This window comes from Stanieria cyanosphaera PCC 7437, from assembly GCF_000317575.1.
GTDB lineage: Bacteria > Cyanobacteriota > Cyanobacteriia > Cyanobacteriales > Xenococcaceae > Stanieria > Stanieria cyanosphaera.
Map to the genome: position 1 here is coordinate 126974 of NC_019765.1, position 22142 is coordinate 149115.

Genomic DNA, 22142 nt, shown 5'->3' on the forward strand with positions numbered 1-22142 from the left:
GGTAAAAAAGATTGAAGCGAGCATTACTAATAATCTAATTAAGACGGACTAGACAATATTATTATCTTGAAATTTTTAAACTTCAAGATGATGCCCTTGATATTCAAACAATTCCTGCCTCACTACTGCATACTCGCTCTTATCTTCCGAACTAGCAGGACGAGCATAATAGGCTTTATTGCGAATTGCCTGTAAATCTTCGGCATCCCGAATTGAAGCTTTCTTAAACTGGGAAAGTTGAGCCAGCAAACTCTCGATAGTTACCCTAGGACTAATAGCAGCTTCTCGCCTCTCTTCATCGCTCAAGCTGCAATAAAACTCTTGAGCGCAGCGAACTACAGCATTAGCTATCTCCACAGGTGTCGAACCCTGATATCCCTTCAGCAGACGATACCAATCTCGCTCCGACCAAGGGTCTAATCCATCCGCAAACTGAGAGGGAAAATATTTAGCCAGATGAATCAGGAAAATATCCCTAATCGCTCCCCTGTGGGGCAAATCGACAAACCAAATTCCCCCATCATCAAACCTGCGCTTAATCTCGGATGGCAGTAATTGGATGCGGTTGACTGTAGCAATCATTAAAGCATTACTCGTATGTTCCTGCATCCAGGTCAACAATCGTTGAGATAACCTACGACTCGTCCCTCCTTCCGTCCAACCAGTAAAACCTTTATCAAAATCATCGGCTAAAATAACGCAGTTATCCAAACAGTCGGCTACTTCTAAAATCCGTGCCAATGCCCGATCTGGGTTATTCGCACCCAACACATTACCCCAAGATAATCCCAACAGAGGATAACCCAATGCTTTAGCAGCAAGTTTGGCTATTAGACTTTTTCCCGTCCCAGGAGGACCCATTAACAACATTCCTTTAGGCGGTCTGAGGTTATATTGTTTTGCTCCAGATTCATTCAACTTGACTACTACCTCATAAAGGTATTTTTGTAATAGATCGTTACCCCCCGCACTTTGAACATCGGGTGAAGCAAAAAACTCCAATCCCAATCCCCGCCAGCGATTTATCTTACGAGCTAAAATCTTTTCTACTAAACTATCTGCATCATCTTGAGAGTAAGTTTGCAATAAAAGCTCAATTTCACCATGAGGTAAACCCTGTAAAGCCGTTATCAACTTATGCCGATCTAACGTTTTTTCACCTAAATAAGTTTTTGCGAGAATTTCTACTTCAGCGCGGTCTGGTAAGGGCATTTTAAATGTTGGTATACAGGGAGTGAGTCTACTGCCAAATTGAAGATATTCGCCCAACAAGACAATATAAATAAAGCGATCGCTAGTTGCATATTTACGATTAATATTAGTAATTAAGGCTTCTCTTTCCCTGATTATCTCTGGCTCCAATTCTCCAAAATTACATAGATCGTCCAGCAAATATATTCCAGAAGGTATACTGTCAGATTGTAAGAGAAATTTAAGAATAAAATTTGACTTTGACGTTCTATTTATTTCTAAATCGGGAGTTAAGTTAGCTATTTTTTGCTCTATCAATTCTACTTTTTGTAACTTTTTATATCCCAAATTACAATAATAAAGGGAAATATTTAACTCTTTAGCAAATTTATCAAAATATTGAAATAAAATATCGAGATCGATTGAATTGATTTCTATAGCTGTAGTTACTTTATTTAAGTTGGCTTGCTTCAGCCAATATTTTAAATGCATCTTATCGAAAGTTTATAACGATTTAAATCTTAATTAATAGATAAATTAACAGAATTAATCGAGCCTAACTATTCCCCAAAAAGACTAATTAATTTATCACTTTTGATTTATTGATGCGCTTATCAGCGCGTAATTAGAAAAATTATTTGAATTAAGGAGTTTAATTATGGCTACAGCTAGTCGTAGAACTACAAGAGCTGCCAATAAAAATGGTGCGAGTAGCAATGGCAAAAGTAACGCTAAAACTACTAAAACATCGGCTAAAGTTACTCCAGAAAAGTTAGCCAGTACCTTAATTGCTGCGGCACAGAAAAAGTTTGGCGTCAAGCTCGACACCAGAGAGCAGAGGATCGCCAAAAAGGTTGGTTATGCTACCAGAGAACGCTTGGGAAAAAATCTCCTCGGCTTGGCTCAAGATGACTTTAGTTGGGAGACTTGGAATAAAATCTTTGCCAAAATCTTCGGCGAACCTACTGACCTCAAATATCCACCCGAAATCGTAGCTGGGGCAATGGCAATTATCTATCACGATGTCCCCACCGAACCCGAAGCAGCAGTTCAAGCTCTGATCGATTATAACGACCGTTCTTTAGAAGAGCGCAATCGACGGGAACGAGAAGAACGGGAAAATGACGATCTAAATGATATTGAGGAATTACTCGATGAAGACGATGAATTAGATGATGAAGAGGAGGATTTGGATTTTGTCGATGAAGACGAAGATGAAGATTTAGAAGACTTTGATGATGATGAACTTGATGATTTTGATGAAGACTAATCTAGTTAAATAAATTCGATTAAACTCGATCACGCGGTCGGGTTTTTTTTCTGACTCAAATTCTACAATAAAAATCCTTTTCTTTAAGCCCTATGTCAACTTCTACAATAAAACTTAGAAACGTACTCAAACAACAACAAGCTATCGGTCAAAAAATCAGTCAAATCACTACTATTTCTGATTCAGATAAAGTCCAAACTCTCCATCAGAGAATTATTCAATGTACGGTAGAAATTGAAGCAATTTGTGCCAAAAATCAATTAACCCCTGCTGCTTTAAGCAAGCCTTCTCGCAAAGCTTACGCCTGGATGAAATTTTTGAGTCACGAGGACAATCTTACCCTACATCTAAATGCTATTTGTCGCACACGAGCCATAGCTCGGGAAATTATTAAAACCAAAAAAACAGAAATTGAAACCGTTATCGTCGAATTAACTAACTTTTCGGGATTGTATAAATACAAAATTACTGACAAACTAGCTACCATTCAACTCAGCGAGGGTTTTATTAGGGCTGGTGACGATGTTTTTCAGGCAGTAATGACTATTGTTCTACTAGGTAAAGAGAGTTCGCAACAACAAATCATTAGAAATTTTGGCTCAACAGAAGAATACAGCGACCTTATTTTCGAGCTAGACTCTATTGCTGAGGTGGCAGCAGAGATACCTCAAGGTAGCCACTATAACCTAGAAGAACTGTTTGAAAACATAAATCGAGAGTATTTTGCAGGTAAAATGAGCAAACCCCGTTTAACCTGGAATCAAACTTTAACCAGGCGAAAATTCGGTCATTACGAGCGAACCAGAAACAGAGTGGTAATTAGCAAAACTTTAGATAGCAATCGCATCCCCCAATTTGTCGTGGAATTTGTTTTGTACCATGAATTATTGCACAAAGAAATTGGAGTTAAATACGTCAACGGGAGATGTCTGGCTCACACAGCCGAATTTCGTCGCCAGGAACGGCAGTTTAAGTTTTATCTAGAAGCTTCTCAGTATTTGGGAAAGATAGCCCGTCAGAAGAGTTAAATTATTCTGCCGATAGTTGATTACTCCTCTTCTAGCTTGATGGATACCTATTATAGTTTTTTACTAGTTTAATTGGCTCTAATTAGCTTTAATTGGTTTTAATTGGTTTAATTATTGGTTAAAATAGAAGTCATGGATTTAAATACTCTTCAGATAACACCGCTCTTAAGAACTTAGACAAGATAGGATAAAGTTAGACAAACTTAGACACTATCTTGATGTCTTATTTCTGCTTCAATCAGAGTCACTGAAACCTAAGTTTCTGTAACCTACTCTGTCCACAGACTGTAACGGTAGAGCTTACCGCCAAGTTCGCTAGGTTATAACTAGCGTTTAAATCTCTGTCACAACTAAATCCACAAGGACAGTTAAAGACTCTCTCAGATAACTTGAGAGTCTTTTTAATAGCTCCGCAACTAGAGCAAGTTTTACTACTGGGATAAAAAGTTCCAATAGTAGTATGAACTGTGCGATACCAATTCGATTTGTAAGCGACCTGTCGCTTGAATTCATAGAATCCACCGTTAGCTATTGCTCTAGCTAGGTTGTGGTTCTTCAGCATATTAGACACTTTTAGGTCTTCTGTAACTACTTCACCGTGGTTCTTAGTTAAGTAGCTAGTTAACTTATGTAAGATGTCTTGACGAATGCTAGCAACACGATAATGTTGTTTAGCTATTCTGAGTTTAGTTTTCTCACGATTCTTACTTCCTTTGACTTGTCTTGAAAGCTTTCTCTGTAAGCGTTTAAGTTTCTTATCTGCCTGTTTATAATGTTTTGGGGAGTCTACTTGAAATCCTGTTGATAAAGTTGCCAGTGCTTTAATACCGAGGTCTACACCTACTACTTGCTGCGGTTTGTTAGAGATAGGTAATTTTTCAGCCTCTATCTTAAAAGCAATAAACCAACGACCTGCTCTACAACTAATTACACAGTTCTTAGCTCGCATAACAGGCATCTTTTCATAGGTTTTGACCCAACCAAAGATAGGTAATTTAATCCGATTCTTACTAATCTGGATATTACCTTCTAAGTAAAAAGAGTCTTTAATTCCTTTCTTTTTAAAGCGTGGGAATTTAGCTATCTTTTTCTTCCATCTATCTCTAGCGACAACTAAATCTCTTAAAGCTTGTTGAGGAGAGCATTTAGAGACCTCATAGTACCAATCATTAACACTTTTAACTTCGGCTACTAATTTCTTATGTAGGTCAATAGCTGAAGACCATTTAGACTTATTTTCAATCTCGTCTTTTATAATAGAAAGTCCCCAATTCCAGCTATGACGGCGCACACCAGCGTGTTTCTTGGCTAAAGTCTTCTGCTTATTATTAAAGTCTAATTCTGTCTTCCAAGTAATCACTTTAACTCGTCCGCTACTTGCTTTAATTGATTAACTATCTGTTTATTCTTATGGCTTCTCGACCCGTAAAGCCTTGCTGAGAACACAGTTATTATTTCAATTACATCTGCTGCTAAATCTTCTTCATAGGTAGAGTCCTCGGAGCGATTGATAATTATCACTTCTGTTCCGAATATCTCGCATAGAGTAAAAATAAGCTCACTGCCAAATCGTAATAATCGGTCTTTATGTGTAATAACTAATCGTTCTATTTGGTACGAGCAAAGAAGTTTAATTAATTTTATTAGTCCTTTCTTTCTGTAGTTTAGACCTGAACCTAAGTCTTGGATGACTTCATAAGACCAACCATGCTTTGCGCAATAAGCTTCTAGTACTAACACTTGTCGTTTTAAGTCTTCCTTTTGGTCTGAGCTAGAGACTCTAGCGTAAGCGACTGTTAAAGAAGCATCATGTTTATTACCGAGCAATGAAGATACTTCAAAGCGTCTATGACCACCTTCGGTTCTAATTGCTTTGATTTTTCCTTCATTTTCCCAACGTCTTATTGTCTTGGTAGAGACACCAAGTAATTGAGCAGCTTCAGTAACAGTTAATAAGTTGGACATAGACCAAGTATAACATAAATTTATGTCTATGATTGTCTAACTATGTCCAATTATTTAAGTTCTGCTGGTTGCCCCAAATACTAAATCTCATTGCCGAAATAGATGAGTTTAAGGGGTCGTGGCGAGCTTTGGGAACGCTTGCTCCCGAACGTTTAGCAGCATTGAGAAAAGTAGCGACTATTGAAAGTATTGGTTCATCTACTCGTATTGAAGGCGCCAAACTTAGCGATCGCCAAATTGAGACTTTACTGAGTAATTTAGACTCATTATCTTTTACTACTCGCGACGAACAGGAAGTAGCGGGTTATGCAGAGGTGATGCAAATATTGTTTGACAGTTGGGAAATGATTCCGATTACGGAAAACTACATCAAACAACTTCATTCAATACTTTTACAATACAGTCACAAGGATGAAAGACATCGTGGTAATTATAAGGCAATAGATAATCATATTGAAGCATTCGATGGAGATGGTAAAAGTCTCGGTATTTTATTTACAACTGCTTCTCCAATGATGACTCCATTGTTGATGGAAAAATTAGTTAACTGGACTCGCGAAGCTTTTACAGACAAACAACTGCATCCTTTGTTAATTACAGGAATTTTCATCGTTCGGTTTTTAGCTATTCATCCCTTTCAAGATGGCAATGAGCGCGGGGGACGCTGCTTCGCAAGCAGCTTGTCCAACCACGCTGTTGGTCGTCTTTCTAGAGTTTTGACTACATTGTTGCTCTTAAAAAGTGGATATACTTATGTTCCTTTTAGTTCCCTAGAAACTGTAATAGAAGAAAACAAGGATAGTTATTATCTGGCTTTAAGACGTACACAGCAAAGTTTAAAGACTGAAAATCCAGATTGGAATAGTTGGTTATTGTTTTTTCTTCATTCCCTAAAGCGACAAAAAGACCGTTTGGCAGTCAAATTAGAGAGAGAAAAGATTATGCAAAGTTCTCTCCCAGAATTATCGGTGAAAATTCTAGAACTGGCTAAAGAACATGGCAGAATTACTACAGGGGAAATTGAAAGATATACCCAGGCTAATCGCAGTACTATCAAAGCCAGAATTAATGATTTGCTAGGGATGAAAAAATTAATCCGACATGGTAAAGGAAGATCTACTTGGTATTCTCTTTTTTAAAGATTGGGATATCTTTATATCTAGATATCTTTACTCTATAATTATCGCCCAGTTAAGTCTTTCTGCATCGCTTCAATCGCCTTTTTAGATAAGGGTATTGGTTGCTGTTGATTAAATGAAATTGCAATATCGACAATTCTCTGTAAATATCCCGCAGATTTACCATCAGTCCGAGCTTGACGATACCACTGCCATAATTGATTTTGCCTTTTTCTGTAAGCTTTCCAGTCCAACAAAAACATCTCTCGCCCTGCTGTAGAAAAAGTAGTTTGCTCGACCAACCGATTAATTCGCTGTCGTGTCAGTTCATCTCTATCTAATGCTTTGACAAACATCAACCAGTCTTCTTTAGCTAGAGCATAACGCCTATTTCCCAATAATTGTTCGTTCCAATCCTTTCCTAATAATGGTCGCAATCTCAAAACCCTTGGCAGCAGTTTAGCAATTCGCCAGGACATTTCTTCTCCAGGGCAGTCTCCATCTAACGCCAAGATAATTGTTGTTCCCTTTTGAGTAGCTTGAGTAAGTATCGCTCGAGGAATACTCCCCGCCCCGTCAACAGAAATATAAATCGTTCTACCATAGATATAATTTCCCCTCAAAGCAGCCAGTGAAATCGCATCAATGGGAGATTCAACCAAAAATATCTTGTGGACAAAGCCTTCACCAATACCAAAGAAAAACCAACCTTCATTCCTCTTAGTTCCTGGGGTGAGTAATTTAAGATTGCCAGATATGCTCCTCAAACTAGCCCCAACCGCTTCACCTATTTGAAAATCTTCGGTTATCGAATATCGGAAAAACATGACATTACCGCAAATGTCTGCATCGATCTTTCCTTGCTGGTGGAGGGTATCGACCAGATAACTGGGTAATACCCGACGGTCGATTAGATACTCTTTTACATCCTTCCATTTGTCAGGAGCGCGCCGATTACACCTGGGTAGTTTTTCTAGTTCTTTGACCTTGGGTAGAATATTTTTGTTAGGTTTTCTAGGTGATAAATCTACAGGTTTACCCCATAAAAAATCCATGGCACTAACAAAATCGCACCCAAGAACGTGAGTCACCAAACTAATTGCACCACCACCCCCAGTTTGTGCCAGATGGTCGAAGAAAACTCCCCGTTCGGGATCGATTGAAATTGTACAGCCACTAATGCGCCACTTCTTCTTATCGTGACAATCGCGTTCCATTCCCAACCATTGCGCTACTTCTTCTAAATCGAACTGACGTACCTCATCGATTATCTCTGGCGGATAAAAGGGAGTTTTACTGTTCGATATGAATTGCATTATTCCCCTACCCTCGATACATTCTTCGACAGCGAGGATAGTGCTTCGGTATCTCCCTGGCTAATAGCTAGAAGAAAAGAAGCAACCTGCATGTCAATATCTGCTTCAAATAATGCTGACTTTAAGGGACTACCCCTTCTGACCAAACTAATAGCTCGATTGACCTTAGTTTGAGTCTCTTCATCAATATCTAATATTCTCTGTCGAACTACTTTTTGCCAGCCAAAATAAAGATCGTGAGCTTTGAGAAGGTTGTTTACTCGCTTGTCAAAGTTGACATCTTTTACTGGAGATTGTTTGGCCAGGTAGATGGATAAATCTTCTGCTCGATTTATTAGTTTTGTTGATTCTATCGTTTCTGACACTGAAGAAGATTGTCTTTCTACATTAGATTCAATCTCAACCGCTCGTTCCTCACTCGAATCTGAAATTAATTTTGCTGGTTTATCTTTATTGTCAGTTTGAGTAAAATTTTCTCTATCATTGTCGAATTTTTCCCGAACTAAATCGCGGTCATAGTTTTGCTTAAGAATAGCTGTATTAGGTAATTCCTGCTCGATTTCATTACCTCTATCTCCCTCAAGTCGCTGTAAAGAACCACTTGTTTTCTCTTGTTGTTGCTGTATTTCTACTGCCTTACTTTCGGAAACATCCAAACTCAAATCTGCTTCCGTTTTAGGTATTGGTGAAAAAACAGAATTACCATCATGCCTGACAAGAGAAAATTGGTCGAGAGCCATTTCTGCTAATGATGAAATTACTGCCAAATCAATCTCGGCAGCTTGAGCCGATTCAATAACACTTAGATCGCTATTTCTTGCCAAAGCGATAAAACGTCTGATTTTAGTTACTACTGGGTCATCCGCTGTGGTAAAACCGCGCCCGATTGCTAGAGTCAGTCCGCGAGCTACATCATCTAAATTAGCTGCACGACCAGAACTAACTTTTATTGTTTGACGGTCTATATCGGCAATTGTTTTACGAGTTTGAGGGGTAATTTTGATTCCCAAATCGACAACGCTGTTACTATGCTCGATCTGGAAATTGTAGACGCGACTGACTCCACTACCATCGACGGTTTTTGCGACTAGATTCGTTATTTTAGTAGTCGTTGCTCCTGGAAATTCTAGTTCTTCAATTGGCAATAAAAAGATAGTTTGAGCCGTACCCGACTCGATGGGAAAGTCGGTATTGTAAACTATTCGCGAGGCATCCCCCAACCCAATATAGGCAATCGCTTCATCAGTTGCTGAAAAATCAATTACAGCAATTCTACCTGGATTGATAGAAACTTTTATACTATTGGCGATCGCTGTTGCTTGACTGACCTGCTGATAGTTTAAATTTGCCACTACATTCGATTCTGCTGCCAATACCGATGCTTGAATTTGAAGCACTCCACTCATAGCTGCCGTACTTGCAGCTAATAGAGGAAGATAAAAAGTTAGATTGAATAGTTTTAAGAATTTCATGCGTCTAATGAATGGGTCGATTGATAAAAGTTAATGGTGTTTTAAGGCAGAAGGCAGGAGGACGGGGCGTATGAACGCCTTCTCAAATTCCGAGAAAAATCCAGTCATCGCGCTGGAAACTAAAGAATGGAATGGGTCCGATAAAATAGGGCGTACAACCGAGATCGACGAAAGTAGTTTTGGCACAGATACGGAAAAAGATCGCTGTTTCTACACTGTCAGTAGTTTCGTCTGTTCCCCAAATAGCAAATTTAAATGCCTTGCCAAAGGGATGTCTCCCTGTCGGCTCTTTACCACAGTTGATCGCACCCAATACTCCGTGTCCTCCATTAACACCCCAAGGAGCATTAGGACAGATACTACCCGTTTCGGGATCGCGCCCTGCTATCCACTGCACTCCTTCGGTTGGTAATCTCCAACTACTCCCCGAATTTTCAATGTCATCCAGTTCGAGATAGGGACAGCGAGAACCTGCCGTACAGGGTACGTTAAATCCTTCTTCGTAACTGCCACTTACCGTTCGCTGTCGGTTACTCTCGGCATCACTCCAGACTGCATCGATCCGCATCACTGGCATGGATGCATTAGAGATAGGATTGGGCATTTGAGCCAGTGCAACTCTCGCTAGTTCTGGAATGTCACTAATGTTAGCATTCTCCCAACGGTCAAACTCTTTTAATGGCGTAGCTTCTAACCCAGGAATATCTTTAATACTATATTCAGAAAGGTCTACCTCTCCTAGTTTGAGATTACCTGCGATGGAATTTGATTCGACTAGAGACTCTAACTGAATGTTGTCGTAACTATAACCGAGTTTGGTTTCAATTAATTTGGCAATTGGTTCTACTTGACCGACTCGTTTTTGACCCAATCCCGGTATTGCTTCAACCAATTCTTCTAAAGATTGGTCATTAAACAATTCAAATGATGACAGGGCAATCTCATCGGTATCCACTCCTGTAATGGCAGCTATTTCAGCAAGACTAAATTCCTCTGCTGCAAAGGCTTCTTCAACATCTCCCAGTTTGAGAATATCGACCAATGAATCACCTTTCAACCACTCTCGCGATAGGTCATAACCGACATAGGAATTAAATTCACTGCCGATGCTTCCACCTCGGTTAACGGCAGGAAAATCTGCTAAAGCGATCCGCTCCCAATCGGGCAATCTTACCTGTCCGACTACCTCCTCTCCGTCAATTACATCTTCTGTAATAGTTTTATCGTCCCAGTAATCAATAGCTCTTGTTTGCTTTATTGGTAATGCAACTATAGCTACACTAGATAAAACTGTTATTAATAGTCTTGTCGTTCTCGATCTCATCATGGTTATTTAGTAACTTTTAAAATTTCTCAATGGCAGCAGGCAGAAGTTTTAGCTATCGGTAGAAGAAGCCCATTGTCTTGCACGAGCATTTGGATTTAAGACCCTCAGCCTCGTTTGGCTTGGTGGTTCTTCGATAGAGTCGCGGGTCGGAATCCTATCCCAAGTTCCTGTCGTCTGGTTCAACACCAGGCTAGAGCAACGGCACGCCCTGCAATCGATCTTTCTGCGCTCTGGAGGGGCTGCGGGCGGGTAGAGATTCTCCTGCGTCCGCCCGCAGCCCCGTCCTCCTGCCTCAGAGCGAAGCGAAATAAACTTACTCCAAATACCTACGCTCACTAGGAAAGCGCACCCAGAGAGTACAAAAACCCGTCTTGGTTTCCCTCCCTTCCAAGCGCAACACTACCCCTAACTTCTGGGCATCTTTTTCGCAGAGAAACTTTCCACCCCGTTTGGTAAGTAAAACTTGATTCCACCCCATTAACTCCCTAGCATATTGCCCTTGAGTGCTGGTAGCCCATTGAACGAGTTCGGGGTTGTTTCTGGCAGACTTCCCTACATCACTCATCGCCCATTCCAGAGCCTTGGCTTCTTCTAGGGTTAGTTGTCTCGCTCCTTTGGGGTCTAATTCTGGTGATGAAGTTTTCCAGATGTGAGGAATTGCCAATCCCAATGCCGTACCAAGAGAAACTGAGAGAAAGATATAGAATGCAGCTTTAGTTAAAGCGACCGCATCGTGACCGATCTTGGTCAAGGCAGCTTTTTTAATTACTATATTGGCTGCATCGGTAATTTTGTCGCTATGAGCTTCTAGAGCAGCCTCAGAAGCAATTTCTAAGGTTTCTTGGGTTTGGTTGATATAGTTTTGGAGAGTTTTAGCATGCTCTTTAAACAAGGCATGGGAATACTTCAAGCGTCTCTGCCAGTCTTTACGCCATGCCCGATATTGCTTGTCGAAATGTGCGGCTATTTCTGCTGGTTTTTGGTGTAGGAGTAACTCGATTTTTCCCGTAGCTATTAGGAAAATAAATAAAGGATCGTCACCCTTGATGTCAGTTTCCATCGCCGTTCGCAGCACGATTTCTCTCTCGCGATCGCTCAAATCTTTAAGAGCAGTCGCCATAAAGGCCCGATTTTTAGCTTCGGTACTCCTAGCAGTAGGATAATCCGAGCCATAAAAGGTTTTACTCTCAGAATTATTAACAGTTATTTCATTAGAGAGCAAATCTTCTGTGCCTTCTTCAGCCAATTCAGCTAGGGTTTCAATTTCTCTAGGTGTTAATTCTCGATTCATTTCTTATTCGCCGTTGCTGGAGTAGGGGAAGTAGTAAACTTGCCCGTGCCTTCGATAGCTGCCATCGTGTCGCTGAGGAATGTTTTAACCCTCTGTCTTGCTAGTAGGGGTAACTGAGCCATCACTTGAGCAAAGGGCTGTTTTTTACGGTCGATAAAATCAATATCGGTACGACGTAACCCGGGAAAATCGATTTCGAGGAATTGATATTTGGATTTTAATTCCAAAAAGCGATCGCTATTGGTAATGTCCGACCAATCTAGTTTTAAACCTTGATTGCGGACTAAAATATGGGGCAGCTTTCCTTTATATGTCTGCAAAGAATCTTCCAGTAAATCTAGAGAAATATCACTCCCATTAGAAAGGAAGAACTTACAAAAGCTGACTCCACTTTCTTTGATAAAATCCTCATCTAATAAGTTATTGCCCTCAATCCAAAACTTAACTTGTTGGTGAACTTTACCTGGAAGATTGACAATTACATCTTCTTTCATTGCCAGATCGATAATTTTGTCAACCTCTCCTGCGGTTTGGGAATACATCACCGTAGCCTCATCAGAAGCGACAAACTGAATATCTTTGATGCCGTTATAGATTTGAGCCACATCTGGTTTGGGATCGGTATCGATTAACTTATAAGCAATCTTTTTTTGTTCTAAAAAGTGAAGTAAACAGCGACAAAAAAGACTCTTGCCTACTCCTCCTTTTTCACCATCTATTAAATATATAGTTGCCATAATTTTGAACTAATTAATATTAATTGAAATTAATTGAATTAAAGTTTAATTTTGAAGAGCCTGTCGGCTTGATGTGTGTGAAAAATTGATAAATCAAAGGAGATTTAATTCATGGCTAGACACACATCTCAATCTTTAATGCAGAAAATTTTTGCCGATGCTGACGAACGCAGAGCTAAAGCTATTTACTATGTAGCTAAAGAAGTATCCGGTCGCGCTTTATCTAGAGTTCATAAGGAAAAAGGTAACAAATTCAACTGGGATGCTTTTAGTAAAAGATTCGAGCAAAGCTACGGTAAATATTCTGCCGATGAGTTACTGGCTGAAATCCTAGAGAATGTCTATTGGCTCACTAGCGAAGCTGAAGTTATGGAGCTTTATTTTCGCTATATGAGAGATATTGATAAAGCTAGTGGCAAACAACAAGAATCAGAAAGTGATGATTTAGATTTTAGCTAAATATCAATAGCTAATTATACGATTTATTACATTTATCTAAAGACCTTAATCGGTCTTTTTTTTACTATTGAATTTCAGCTAATAACCCACCACAAACAGCAACTACTACTGCTTGAGTGCGATTTTTTAAACCTAACTTTTTAACAATACCACAGATATAGTTGCGTACTGTATGAGAACTAATACACATTGTTTGACCAATTTCCTGATAATCTTTACCAGTTATTAAATGCTTCAATGCTGTTAATTCTTTTGGCGCAAGAGAATCCAATCCCAAAGATGAAACTGGCATTAACAGATTATTTGATAATAGATGGCTTGTTAAGGGGTGAACGTAAATACTCCCTTCAAATGTACTAGCTATGGCTAAAAGTAATTTGGAAATATCTCCATCTTCAAAGTAGTAACTTGCTGAAATTGAATAGACTTTGAGAATAGTTTCGCGGTCTATCTTTTGTCCACAAACGATTAATTGAGCTTTAGGTGACTGTTCGATGAGTTGTTCGTAGAGCTTGAAATTACTACTGACTAAAATTTCTAAATCTAAAATAATTATATCTGGCTGATATCTTTGTGCCAGCCTCAATCCCTTAAATGAATCGGCACAATCATAAATAGTTAGAGATTCTTGCTTTGCTAATATTTTACAAAGACCTAATCTTTGAAAAGGATCTTTTTTAATTAGCAAAACTGTGGCTGATGGTAGTTTAAATTCATAAGCGATCGCGCTTTGGGTTTTAGTCTCATTCATAATTAACAATTACCGACTATTAATTACTCAATTGTTTTTAGTTAGCAAAACCAATTTTATTTGTTAATAAATGTTATTATTAACTCGATTAATACCAATCATAAAACGTAAATTTATTGCCGTCTATTCCCAAAATATATAGTACAAAATGATGATATAAATTAGTCGAGCGCGATTTCAGTTCAGGACAAAGTTAAAATTGTTTCCCCTGAAAAAATTAATCTCCTAGCAGATAAGCTCAAACAAAGAAAAGCTCGACGACAAACTCATAGGTAATCTCTTCACGAAGTTAGGTAATTAATCTTGTTGATAACTCAACCAAAAATTTAGTTGAGCTTTATGTTGATAGGACTCTAACGAGTCAAAAAGGGGTGAATGTTCACTCATCCTTAAAAATTATGCGACCGGGACAAGTACTTAAAACTATTAAAACTAGCCCCCAAGATTGGAAAATTCAATTCCAAAATAGTGCGGGAATCGTGTTTGCCTATCACGACTATCGATTTGCCCGATTATCCAACCGACTCGGCGGTAAGATAATGCTTAAAAACAAACCGCAAAAGATCGATATGGAATGGGAGGCAGACGACCCTGTAGCTTCTCAACTATATATGAGCTTGGTATCCAAAGCGATCCTAGAAAATTAAAGTAACTACCAAAATAGAGAACTATTTTCTCAGCAATAGAGAATAATTCTCTATTTTTTTTTCCGAATAGCAAGTGCAGTGAATATTTTTATGATGACACTGTTGATAGCTTAGTTAACACTCAACTTTTTTTCTATATTCAACTCAATTGAAGTTTCTGGCAAATTCAAATAAGTTGAAGTATATCGAGCAAAGTCCACAAATAAACCCCAAGCATCGGCAAATCTTAATGGTAGTTGCTGCTGTTTAAATCTATTGGAGCTAATTTTACTTAAATTCAACTCCAACTGAAGCTCTCGTTCTAATTCCTCTGTCGAACTAACCTCTACATTTTCTGAATATTTAACCGATAAGTAATCGTTTAACTCTTGTCGGAAAAACCCCGACGTACCGCCCGTATAAATTAACCTATCTAATTGCCTTTGAGTAGGAATAACTTCCTCTAACCAACCTTCCAGTAATTGCCAATATTCTATTTTTGAATTATTTATCGCAGTTTCAATCCTGGCTTTTTCAACTTCAGCCCTCTGTTTATCTCTCGACTTCACCAACTCTTCTACTACAATCTTGGTTATCAATCTCTCTTCACCCAATGCAGTTTTGTGGTTAATAATATTCTCCCTGCAAGTATAAATAGCAGATTGAATATCTTCTCTAGTTAACCCAGATGTTTTCTTAATAATGCGGTCGCTAAAATTGTAAAAGCCTAAACTAGTCGTTTCGCTACTGTCAAAACTGAGAATACCATTTTTAAACAGCAATAAACTGGTATTGCGATAACCAAACATTAATACGGCAAAAGTTTGAGCTTGAACTGATTCGAGGGAGCAAATTTTGAGCAGATGAGAGGCAATACCGTATCCTTCTGGTTGACATCGATATCTCTGCAAATCCACGCCCATGGTCTTTCCCTGAAACTTAAACTCTCTTATCGCTTCGGCTAATTCTTTTTCTAACTCACTATTATTACTAGATTCACCCAATGGTAGCAGTAGGGCTAAATCTAATTTTATTTGCTCGGATAAGTTTTCTTTTACTGCAATCACACCCACAACTGAGAGAATTTTAGGTACGATTGATTCGTATTTTAACGATTTGATACTGGTTGAGGCGCGGTACTCCCGTGCCAATCTCCCTACTAAATAACAAGAGTTCCCTTTTGTTTGTAACCAGGCATTATGTTCGGGCTTACCAAAGCCTGAAGTTTGTTGCAGATTCTCAACTACATTTACATCTAGTTTTAATAGTTGTGCATCCATAGTTAACTGCTTTGGCTGTCCATTTCTGCCAACTCGATATAGTACCTTAGTCAAACTCGTACCGTGGTCGCAGACTATAGTTAATTTTGAGGCTCGTTTATTCATGTTTTTTTTCTACTGATAATTAATGGTCGATCGGTCGATGTGCATTGATTAACTTCCCCAATCTCCGAGAAGTTGTTTATCGGCTTCGGTTTCTTGTTTGGTAGTAAATTCTTCCCACAACTCCCACTGTGCTTCAGTCCAAGAATCATCTTTTTCTGGCTGGAGTGCGATCAGTTTATCCTTAGCATCGGCAGCTGATGATGAACTATCGACAATCTCTTGTAGCTTTGAAATGAATTTTTCTAATTCATCTTCCTCATGTTTTATCGCAAACACTTTAGTCGTTTTTATGATAGAGCGATCTTCTTTTGGGGAACTACTATCATTAACCAACTCGGGAACTACAGAATAATTCTGAGCTACAGATATTGGATTAGATATAGATGTAGATGGCAATGCACAGTATTCCCTAATCGCTCTTCCCCAAGATTCGCATTCAATCGCACAAGCTAAAGCAGCAGCACGATGCTCTTCTTGGGATAAATCCAAAGTAAATGGTAAATAACGGGCAATTAAGGTACTTCTTGCCATTTCTAAATTATTCAAAGGCATTTTTTGCAGATAGTTAATTACTTCTCCTAACGGACTATTAGCAGAACACCTAAGTTCTAAACCTTCTCCTATTTTCAATCTTTTTTCTTTGGTCATCTCTTTATGAGTAAACCTCAAACTAAATAGAAATCAAAACTACTGCATTGAAGAAAATCTTTAACAGATAAATAGATCGATAATATGCTTTACAAAATCTACAAATTACTGTTAAAAAACAATTAAGACAAAACAACAACGTTCTTACGCCGAAATTTCGCTTTTCTTACGCACGAGTGAATTATCAACTAAGTTATCACGATAAATTTATCCTAACAATTCCCGATTTTGACCAGATAATTTGTCACTTTGTCATATATAAATAAGTACATATTAACGTCAAATATTACTTTTTATCGGCGTTATTACGCTATAGTAAATTGATATATTGCTATTATTAATTGCCAATTATTTTGTGATATTATTGTTAGCAAGCAGTGCCTTTGTCTGTACTTTTTATACTGAAGTATTGACCTTGATAAGACTACGGCACGGCTTGTTAGGGGCGTTCCCCTAAAACCCCCAACAAAATTTATTCGATACCTTTTTTTCTCTATTGTTATTTAAGTTTTATCCCGAAGTTCGATGACCAAAGCCAAACAAAATTATCGCTACAAAAAAGAATTTAAAGCAGCACGAATAGATCTTAGAGCTACACCTACAGAAAAAGCAGAACTACAACTTAAAGCTAAAGCTTCAGGTATGAGTCTGGGTAAATATTTAATTGCTACTGGTTTAAATCAGAAATCGACTCGGATAACTCCAGCAATCGACAAAGCTCTATATCTAGAACTCTGTCGTCAGGGTAACAATCTCGATCGCTTAGCTCGCCTACACAATACCCAGGCAGCTTCTGGTAATTACTCCAAATTACATCCCGACGACCGGGCGATGCTAGAAAAAATTTATAATTTACTGCGTCAAACCTTAAATCAATTACAGGGAAGAAAAGTCAATTGATTGGCAAAATAACTACTGGCAGCAACTTCGAGCGCCTGTTTAAATATCTGCTCAAAGATAATAAACAAGCTCGAATTCTTAGTGGCGATCGCCTGTTACTCGAACCCGATGCCAAAGAACTTGCCAGTCAATTTAGCTGGATTGCCAGCACCAGACCGACTACCAAAAAACCAGTCAAGCATATCTCCATTGGCTTTGCTCCTACCGACGGAAAGGTAGATGTTTCAACCAAGGTGGCAATATCCGAAGCAGTAGTTAATGGGTTGGGCTATACCAACAATCAATGGATAGCAATCGCCCACGGAAGAAACGACCCGGGACACGATTGGCAACACCACCACGACCACATCCATATTGTCATCAATGCGATCGATTTTAATGGCGAGAGAGTCTCCGATAGTTTTGACAAAACTCGTTTAGAAAAGATTCTTAGAACCTTAGAAGCAGAACATAATCTAAGCCCCGTTGTCTCCAGTCATGAATGCGACCGACACAGACCTAAAACCAACCAAATTAAACGCTATCAGAGAGAAAGCAGGGAATACCCAGATACAGCACCAGAAATACCTATGATGGCAAAGCTAGAAGCTGCAATCGATGTTGTCAGTCGAGATCGACCCACCATGACATCATTTATAGCTAGAATGCAGCAGTTGGGAATTGATGTGCGACCCTATATTACTGAGAAAGGGAGAGAGCGTATTAGCTATCGCTTGGGAGATTTTAAAGTCAGAGGTAGCAAACTACATAACGGTAGTTTTTCTAAGTTAATCTCAGAACGAGGCATCGATTTTGATGAGGTTAGAGATATTCCCGCAATTGAAGCTGCATATCACGGCAAATCGGTAGAAATAGATAATAAGCAATCTCTTTCCTGGGAACGGATTGACCTTGACTATTGGCTACCACAATCTCTCAAAGCGTTAGCTAACGCTCATTCAATTGAGAAAATTTGGGAAATACCAGACCCCAAACAGTGGAACAAGCTACAAAAGACACTACTCACTCGCTATGGCATTCCCGAACATATTTCTGCTGGTTTAAATGAGGCTAATTTACTAAGCGCTAATGCTAAAGGAGAACCTATTTGGCACAAACGCAGCTTATTGGATAGCAAGGATGCTCACTTTTGGTTTGAGATTAAAGATCGTGACGAGCGAGTTGAGACAATTGTTGTTACTAACTCTCCCGTAGAAGCTGTATCTGCTTATTTAGTCGATAGATTGGTGAATAAGGAAGATCGCCCTTGTTTGTATCTGAGTTTAGATCGCTCAGAGCATCTTATAAAGCTCGATTTAACTAAATTTGACACTGTAGTTGTTAATAGTAGGGATAAACAGTTAGTTTCAGATAGAGTTTCTAATTTAGTAATTCAAAAGAATGACAGTAGTTGGCAGCAAAGTTGGTTAGCTCATTGGAACAAGGTCGAAGCGATCTTAAAATTTGAAGCTAAAAACACCTTGATTGAGAAAAAACCCAATAAAACTATGGAATTAGAATTGTAGTAATTTTAACTTACCTGCTACATTTACAACATTAAAAATATCTAATCAGTGGAATACCAGAAAAAATCATATCAAGTTGATACAGGAGGATTACGAGGTGAGTTGCCTCTTACAGATTTTCAAAAACAACAGATTGAAGAATATATTTCATCCCTCTCCTTAGACAACTTAAAAGATTTAGAAATAATTAGATGGGTTGACGATCGCCAGTTAAATACTGCTTACAGTCCAGGTTTCGATCTGCTTCAAATTGGCAGTGATGTTATGCCAGCAAACCGATCTGATAGACAAGGTACATTGAGTGCTAATACTCGTATCACTTGGAAAGGCTCAATTGCTCATGAATTAGTAGGTCATAGGGAAGCTGCATTAGCCCAAAAGACACAATTACAACCAATTCTAGAAGAAGCTCAAGCTAGTATAAGAGCAGCGAGATTTGCCCCTCTTCTTACATCTACTGAGAGATATACTTTACTTAGAGATGCAATAGCTCGTTTACATAAAGCAGGTATTAAAGTTCGCCAAATTAAATATTTATTACATATCAACCACAGATAAAAGATAAAGAGAGAAACTATATGAAAATACTAGATTATTTTGAACATCCCAGATTTGGAGTTATTGTTAGCAGCACCGATAGTAAATTTGATAATTTTTCTGATGATGAAATCAAAAAAAGAATTGGAGATACTATTGTTTTGGTATCCAATTCTCATCAGAGAAAGTTAGTCAAAGTAAAAAATGTCGATATTGCTACCTCTTTGACTGGGAAAAAGAATATCAATATTTGTCTATCCGATTCAGTAACATTGTCCGACCTTCAACCCATATCTCAACTCCTTCTACTATCGGAAATTAATGTTGCTTGACGAATCAGCCGATTCCCTATCTTTCAAACAATCTACTGTCATACCTATATTCGTTTATCTTAATAATCCTTACTCTTGTAAAATCAGGATGAGCTGGATTCAAGATATAATTACGCCCTTCAGCGTTGGGAGTAATCGAAGATGGGACGCAGAAAGCAACCGTTTCTTGTTTTTGAATCCAATCATTTCCTATTTCTGCCAACTGGTTTGATGCAGGATAGGTAGCCCAATTATCTGGTAAGTCTGCCAAATCGATCGTTGTTATTGGCAGTTCGTCGGGTAACTCAATAGTAGCGGGCCGCACAGCGGATCTCTGCGAGATCGCTCTGTTTTTGGGTGTTAAATTTAGAGGAAAGTGAACTAACGTTTCCAAAGTAGCCAGTGCAGTTGAATCGGCAGTATATACTACTGGTGTTCCTTTATAATTCCAGCGTCCTCCTGCCCTTCTCGCTCCTTCCCCACTAAGGTCGTTAGCATACTTACTCTTAGCAATTCGATACAGCAGCATTTTAGGAGAATACTCCGTACTCAATTCTCGTCAGTTCGTCGAGAACTATTTCGACTCCACTTGAGGTATCCAAATATTCTATGGGGGCTATATTTCCTAAAGCTACTATGGGCTGTTTCAACCACTCAGATGTAATTTCTGGCTCTTCAAATACATCCAAGCTTCTGGCATAAACCTTAGCTATCTGAAGCACCCGATCTGAAAGTTCGGTAGAAAGGTTTTTGTCTGGACTATAACGCTGTAGAGTTCTTTCAGAAACGTGCAGGTATTTAGTTAACTCTCAAACAGATAGGTGCAACGAATTAGCCAAAGCATCAATTGCTGCTCTTGGAACTCCCTGACGAGTGAGCATCATCAAATCGAAATTACTTATCGTCGGAGAATCTAAACCTAGCGTTTGACCTACTGCTTGATAAACCACAATCTTTTTCTTAACTCTAACTCCAACTATTATTCTAACAATTGTCGCTTTATTTTAGACAGTTGACGTACAACAACTATAGCCTGATTTTCAAAGCTTAGTTGGCGATTAAGCTAACGCTACTGAGAGGAAAACTTAGGATTTTTCTCAAGACAATGAAAACACCACTCAGTCCTCACGAAAAGCAACAGCTTTGGCGACAGTATCAAGCTCAAAAGCAGCGAAAAAAGAAACTCGATGCTCATCTAAAAAGAGATTTAAAGCGCGGCTGGCTCTTTCCTTACCTAACACAAACTGAGAACTTAATGTGGGGTAGATGGCAATATTGGCAAAAATGTCAACTGCTACCCGAAGTAGCCTGGGAGCGTTGGAAATGGGAGAAGGCAATCTCCTTAATAGAAAATAGGAAGCCAGAAGTCATCCCTAAATTCGTCATCGAACATACCCTACCAGATAGAGAAATACCTCAGATTAGCTGGGTATATAACGAACAGGCAGAGAAAATGTTGTTCGACTGCTTGGATGCTATTCCCGTATCTGGTGGTTGGAATAGTTGGAGTAGCTGGAGCTATCTAAGGTACTTTCTACACTGGCTATTATTTGGTTTGGGACATCCTGGTTACAAGGAATTACCCGAAGAACCTCAAGGTTGTGAAGGAGCATCGATGCGACTGTACCAATTATTCGATCTCTCCTATCTGCTCATGTTTCCTTATGACTACTTTGGTAGAATCTTGCCCCAAATCTCATCTCATAAGGCACAGCAAGCGATGGGATTTTTCCCAACTCCAATAGTGGTGTCCGAATTTATTAGCAAAATCCTTGACTCCGATTCCCCTAGAGGTAAGCTAGCTCGCATCAAAACAGTCAACGAACCAGCCGTTGGTACGGGGTCGATGCTATTAACTCAAAGTAACTATAATCTCTGTGCTATTGGCATCGATATTAATCGCGATCTACTCGAATGCGCTTTAATTCAATTCGCCCTCTACGCTCCTTGGTACTATTGTCCTATTTGGTGGTTGGGTAAGACAGATTTGATTTGTGGTAATTCATTAACTCTAGAAAATTTTGAATCGATTAATACTAAATTTTGGCTACCTGCATTTGCTGACATTGTTAAAGTTAAGTTAGAACCAATCGATCATGAAATCTATCGAGAGAATCTAAAACAAACGCTACAAGAACTAACGAAGAAAACTGAAAAAAACAATATTGAAAATGTTAGTAATCCGATTGTTAATAAGGCTTTAGATAATAAAAAATCAGTGCCGAAAGTACATCAAGCAAGTTTATTCGATTACTTAAAATAGCTTGTATAGATAGCTATCGTTATCTCCAATTGGTATTAATTC

General features: G+C 38.8%; 23 protein-coding genes and 1 pseudogene. 10 read left to right on the forward strand and 14 right to left on the reverse strand.

Going from position 1 to position 22142, the window contains the following annotated elements:
- Positions 1–75: 75 nt before the first annotated feature.
- The gene (locus STA7437_RS22700) at positions 76–1683 is read right to left on the reverse strand and encodes an AAA family ATPase (RefSeq protein WP_015211978.1); all 1608 of its coding nucleotides are present in this window, start codon (positions 1681–1683) and stop codon (positions 76–78) included.
- 166 nt (positions 1684–1849) lie between these two features.
- On the opposite strand from STA7437_RS22700, the gene STA7437_RS26695 reads away from it, so the two are divergent.
- Entirely contained in the window at positions 1850–2461 is a 612-nt protein-coding gene (locus STA7437_RS26695; protein WP_015211979.1) for a hypothetical protein, read from the forward strand.
- A 92-nt stretch (positions 2462–2553) separates the two neighbouring features.
- Positions 2554–3489, forward strand: coding sequence for a SprT-like domain-containing protein (locus tag STA7437_RS22710; protein ID WP_015211980.1), 936 nt, complete (start codon positions 2554–2556; stop codon positions 3487–3489).
- Between the two features lie 244 nt (positions 3490–3733).
- On the opposite strand, the gene STA7437_RS22715 is transcribed toward STA7437_RS22710, so the two are convergent.
- Both STA7437_RS22715 and STA7437_RS22720 read right to left on the reverse strand, forming a co-directional pair.
- A complete protein-coding gene (locus tag STA7437_RS22715; RefSeq protein WP_015211881.1) occupies positions 3734–4849 on the reverse strand; it encodes an RNA-guided endonuclease InsQ/TnpB family protein in 1116 nt (371 codons plus the stop codon).
- Complete coding sequence (locus tag STA7437_RS22720) at positions 4846–5454, reverse strand: IS607 family transposase (protein WP_015211882.1); 609 nt, start codon at positions 5452–5454, stop codon at positions 4846–4848. Before STA7437_RS22720 ends, STA7437_RS22715 begins: the two co-directional genes overlap by 4 nt.
- 68 nt (positions 5455–5522) lie before the next feature.
- Between STA7437_RS22720 and STA7437_RS22725 the strand changes: the two genes are divergently transcribed.
- Positions 5523–6593: a Fic family protein gene (locus STA7437_RS22725; protein ID WP_015211981.1), complete on the forward strand. Its 1071-nt coding sequence runs from the start codon at positions 5523–5525 to the stop codon at positions 6591–6593.
- 41 nt (positions 6594–6634) lie between these two features.
- Here STA7437_RS22725 and STA7437_RS22730 read toward each other — a convergent pair whose 3' ends face one another.
- The 5 genes from STA7437_RS22730 to STA7437_RS22750 all read right to left on the reverse strand — a co-directional run bounded on the left by STA7437_RS22730 (position 6635) and on the right by STA7437_RS22750 (position 12715).
- On the reverse strand, positions 6635–7888 hold the full coding sequence (locus tag STA7437_RS22730; protein ID WP_015211982.1) for a toprim domain-containing protein: 1254 nt from the start codon (positions 7886–7888) through the stop codon (positions 6635–6637).
- Positions 7888–9360, reverse strand: coding sequence for a hypothetical protein (locus STA7437_RS22735; protein WP_015211983.1), 1473 nt, complete (start codon positions 9358–9360; stop codon positions 7888–7890). The genes STA7437_RS22730 and STA7437_RS22735 overlap by 1 nt, the downstream gene beginning before the upstream one ends.
- Positions 9361–9442: 82 nt before the next feature.
- Positions 9443–10687 carry a hypothetical protein gene (locus STA7437_RS26700; RefSeq protein ID WP_015211984.1) on the reverse strand — a complete coding sequence of 415 codons (1245 nt, stop codon included), beginning with the start codon at positions 10685–10687 and terminating at the stop codon, positions 9443–9445.
- A gap of 313 nt (positions 10688–11000) precedes the next feature.
- Positions 11001–11978 carry a DUF6753 family protein gene (locus tag STA7437_RS22745; protein ID WP_015211985.1) on the reverse strand — a complete coding sequence of 326 codons (978 nt, stop codon included), beginning with the start codon at positions 11976–11978 and terminating at the stop codon, positions 11001–11003.
- Positions 11975–12715: a P-loop NTPase family protein gene (locus STA7437_RS22750; RefSeq protein WP_015211986.1), complete on the reverse strand. Its 741-nt coding sequence runs from the start codon at positions 12713–12715 to the stop codon at positions 11975–11977. The genes STA7437_RS22745 and STA7437_RS22750 overlap by 4 nt, the downstream gene beginning before the upstream one ends.
- Positions 12716–12826: 111 nt before the next feature.
- Between STA7437_RS22750 and STA7437_RS22755 the strand changes: the two genes are divergently transcribed.
- The gene (locus STA7437_RS22755) at positions 12827–13174 is read left to right on the forward strand and encodes a hypothetical protein (RefSeq protein ID WP_015211987.1); all 348 of its coding nucleotides are present in this window, start codon (positions 12827–12829) and stop codon (positions 13172–13174) included.
- Positions 13175–13238: 64 nt separating this feature from the next.
- On the opposite strand, the gene STA7437_RS22760 is transcribed toward STA7437_RS22755, so the two are convergent.
- Positions 13239–13925 carry a LuxR C-terminal-related transcriptional regulator gene (locus tag STA7437_RS22760; RefSeq protein WP_015211988.1) on the reverse strand — a complete coding sequence of 229 codons (687 nt, stop codon included), beginning with the start codon at positions 13923–13925 and terminating at the stop codon, positions 13239–13241.
- A gap of 398 nt (positions 13926–14323) precedes the next feature.
- On the opposite strand from STA7437_RS22760, the gene STA7437_RS22765 reads away from it, so the two are divergent.
- On the forward strand, positions 14324–14572 hold the full coding sequence (locus tag STA7437_RS22765) for a hypothetical protein (protein WP_015211989.1): 249 nt from the start codon (positions 14324–14326) through the stop codon (positions 14570–14572).
- A gap of 110 nt (positions 14573–14682) precedes the next feature.
- Here the strand turns inward: STA7437_RS22765 and STA7437_RS22770 are convergent, their stop codons facing one another.
- Complete coding sequence (locus STA7437_RS22770; RefSeq protein ID WP_015211990.1) at positions 14683–15936, reverse strand: ParM/StbA family protein; 1254 nt, start codon at positions 15934–15936, stop codon at positions 14683–14685.
- Between the two features lie 48 nt (positions 15937–15984).
- The gene (locus STA7437_RS25180; RefSeq protein WP_015211991.1) at positions 15985–16584 is read right to left on the reverse strand and encodes a hypothetical protein; all 600 of its coding nucleotides are present in this window, start codon (positions 16582–16584) and stop codon (positions 15985–15987) included.
- Positions 16585–17109: 525 nt separating this feature from the next.
- Between STA7437_RS25180 and STA7437_RS22780 the strand changes: the two genes are divergently transcribed.
- From STA7437_RS22780 to STA7437_RS22795, 4 genes are read left to right on the forward strand one after another with little or no spacing between them, the layout of a single operon-like run.
- The gene (locus tag STA7437_RS22780) at positions 17110–17484 is read left to right on the forward strand and encodes a plasmid mobilization protein (RefSeq protein WP_015211992.1); all 375 of its coding nucleotides are present in this window, start codon (positions 17110–17112) and stop codon (positions 17482–17484) included.
- On the forward strand, positions 17481–18989 hold the full coding sequence (locus STA7437_RS22785) for a relaxase/mobilization nuclease domain-containing protein (RefSeq protein ID WP_015211993.1): 1509 nt from the start codon (positions 17481–17483) through the stop codon (positions 18987–18989). Before STA7437_RS22780 ends, STA7437_RS22785 begins: the two co-directional genes overlap by 4 nt.
- Before the next feature lie 48 nt (positions 18990–19037).
- On the forward strand, positions 19038–19547 hold the full coding sequence (locus tag STA7437_RS22790) for a hypothetical protein (protein ID WP_015211994.1): 510 nt from the start codon (positions 19038–19040) through the stop codon (positions 19545–19547).
- Positions 19548–19567: 20 nt separating this feature from the next.
- Positions 19568–19858: a hypothetical protein gene (locus STA7437_RS22795; RefSeq protein ID WP_015211995.1), complete on the forward strand. Its 291-nt coding sequence runs from the start codon at positions 19568–19570 to the stop codon at positions 19856–19858.
- A 16-nt stretch (positions 19859–19874) separates the two neighbouring features.
- Here STA7437_RS22795 and STA7437_RS22800 read toward each other — a convergent pair whose 3' ends face one another.
- The 3 genes and pseudogenes from STA7437_RS22800 to STA7437_RS26705 all read right to left on the reverse strand — a co-directional run bounded on the left by STA7437_RS22800 (position 19875) and on the right by STA7437_RS26705 (position 20787).
- Entirely contained in the window at positions 19875–20366 is a 492-nt protein-coding gene (locus STA7437_RS22800; RefSeq protein ID WP_015211996.1) for an RES family NAD+ phosphorylase, read from the reverse strand.
- Position 20367: 1 nt separating this feature from the next.
- A pseudogene (gene parS / locus STA7437_RS25185) lies at positions 20368–20634 on the reverse strand (type II RES/Xre toxin-antitoxin system antitoxin); the annotation flags it as partial.
- A gap of 12 nt (positions 20635–20646) precedes the next feature.
- Positions 20647–20787 (reverse strand): hypothetical protein, encoded by a 141-nt coding sequence (locus STA7437_RS26705; RefSeq protein WP_171815487.1) that lies wholly within the window; start codon positions 20785–20787, stop codon positions 20647–20649.
- 155 nt (positions 20788–20942) lie between these two features.
- Here STA7437_RS26705 and STA7437_RS22810 point away from each other — a divergent pair, with 155 nt between their 5' ends.
- Positions 20943–22100 (forward strand): N-6 DNA methylase family protein, encoded by a 1158-nt coding sequence (locus tag STA7437_RS22810; RefSeq protein ID WP_015211997.1) that lies wholly within the window; start codon positions 20943–20945, stop codon positions 22098–22100.
- The last annotated feature ends 42 nt before the right edge of the window (positions 22101–22142 follow it).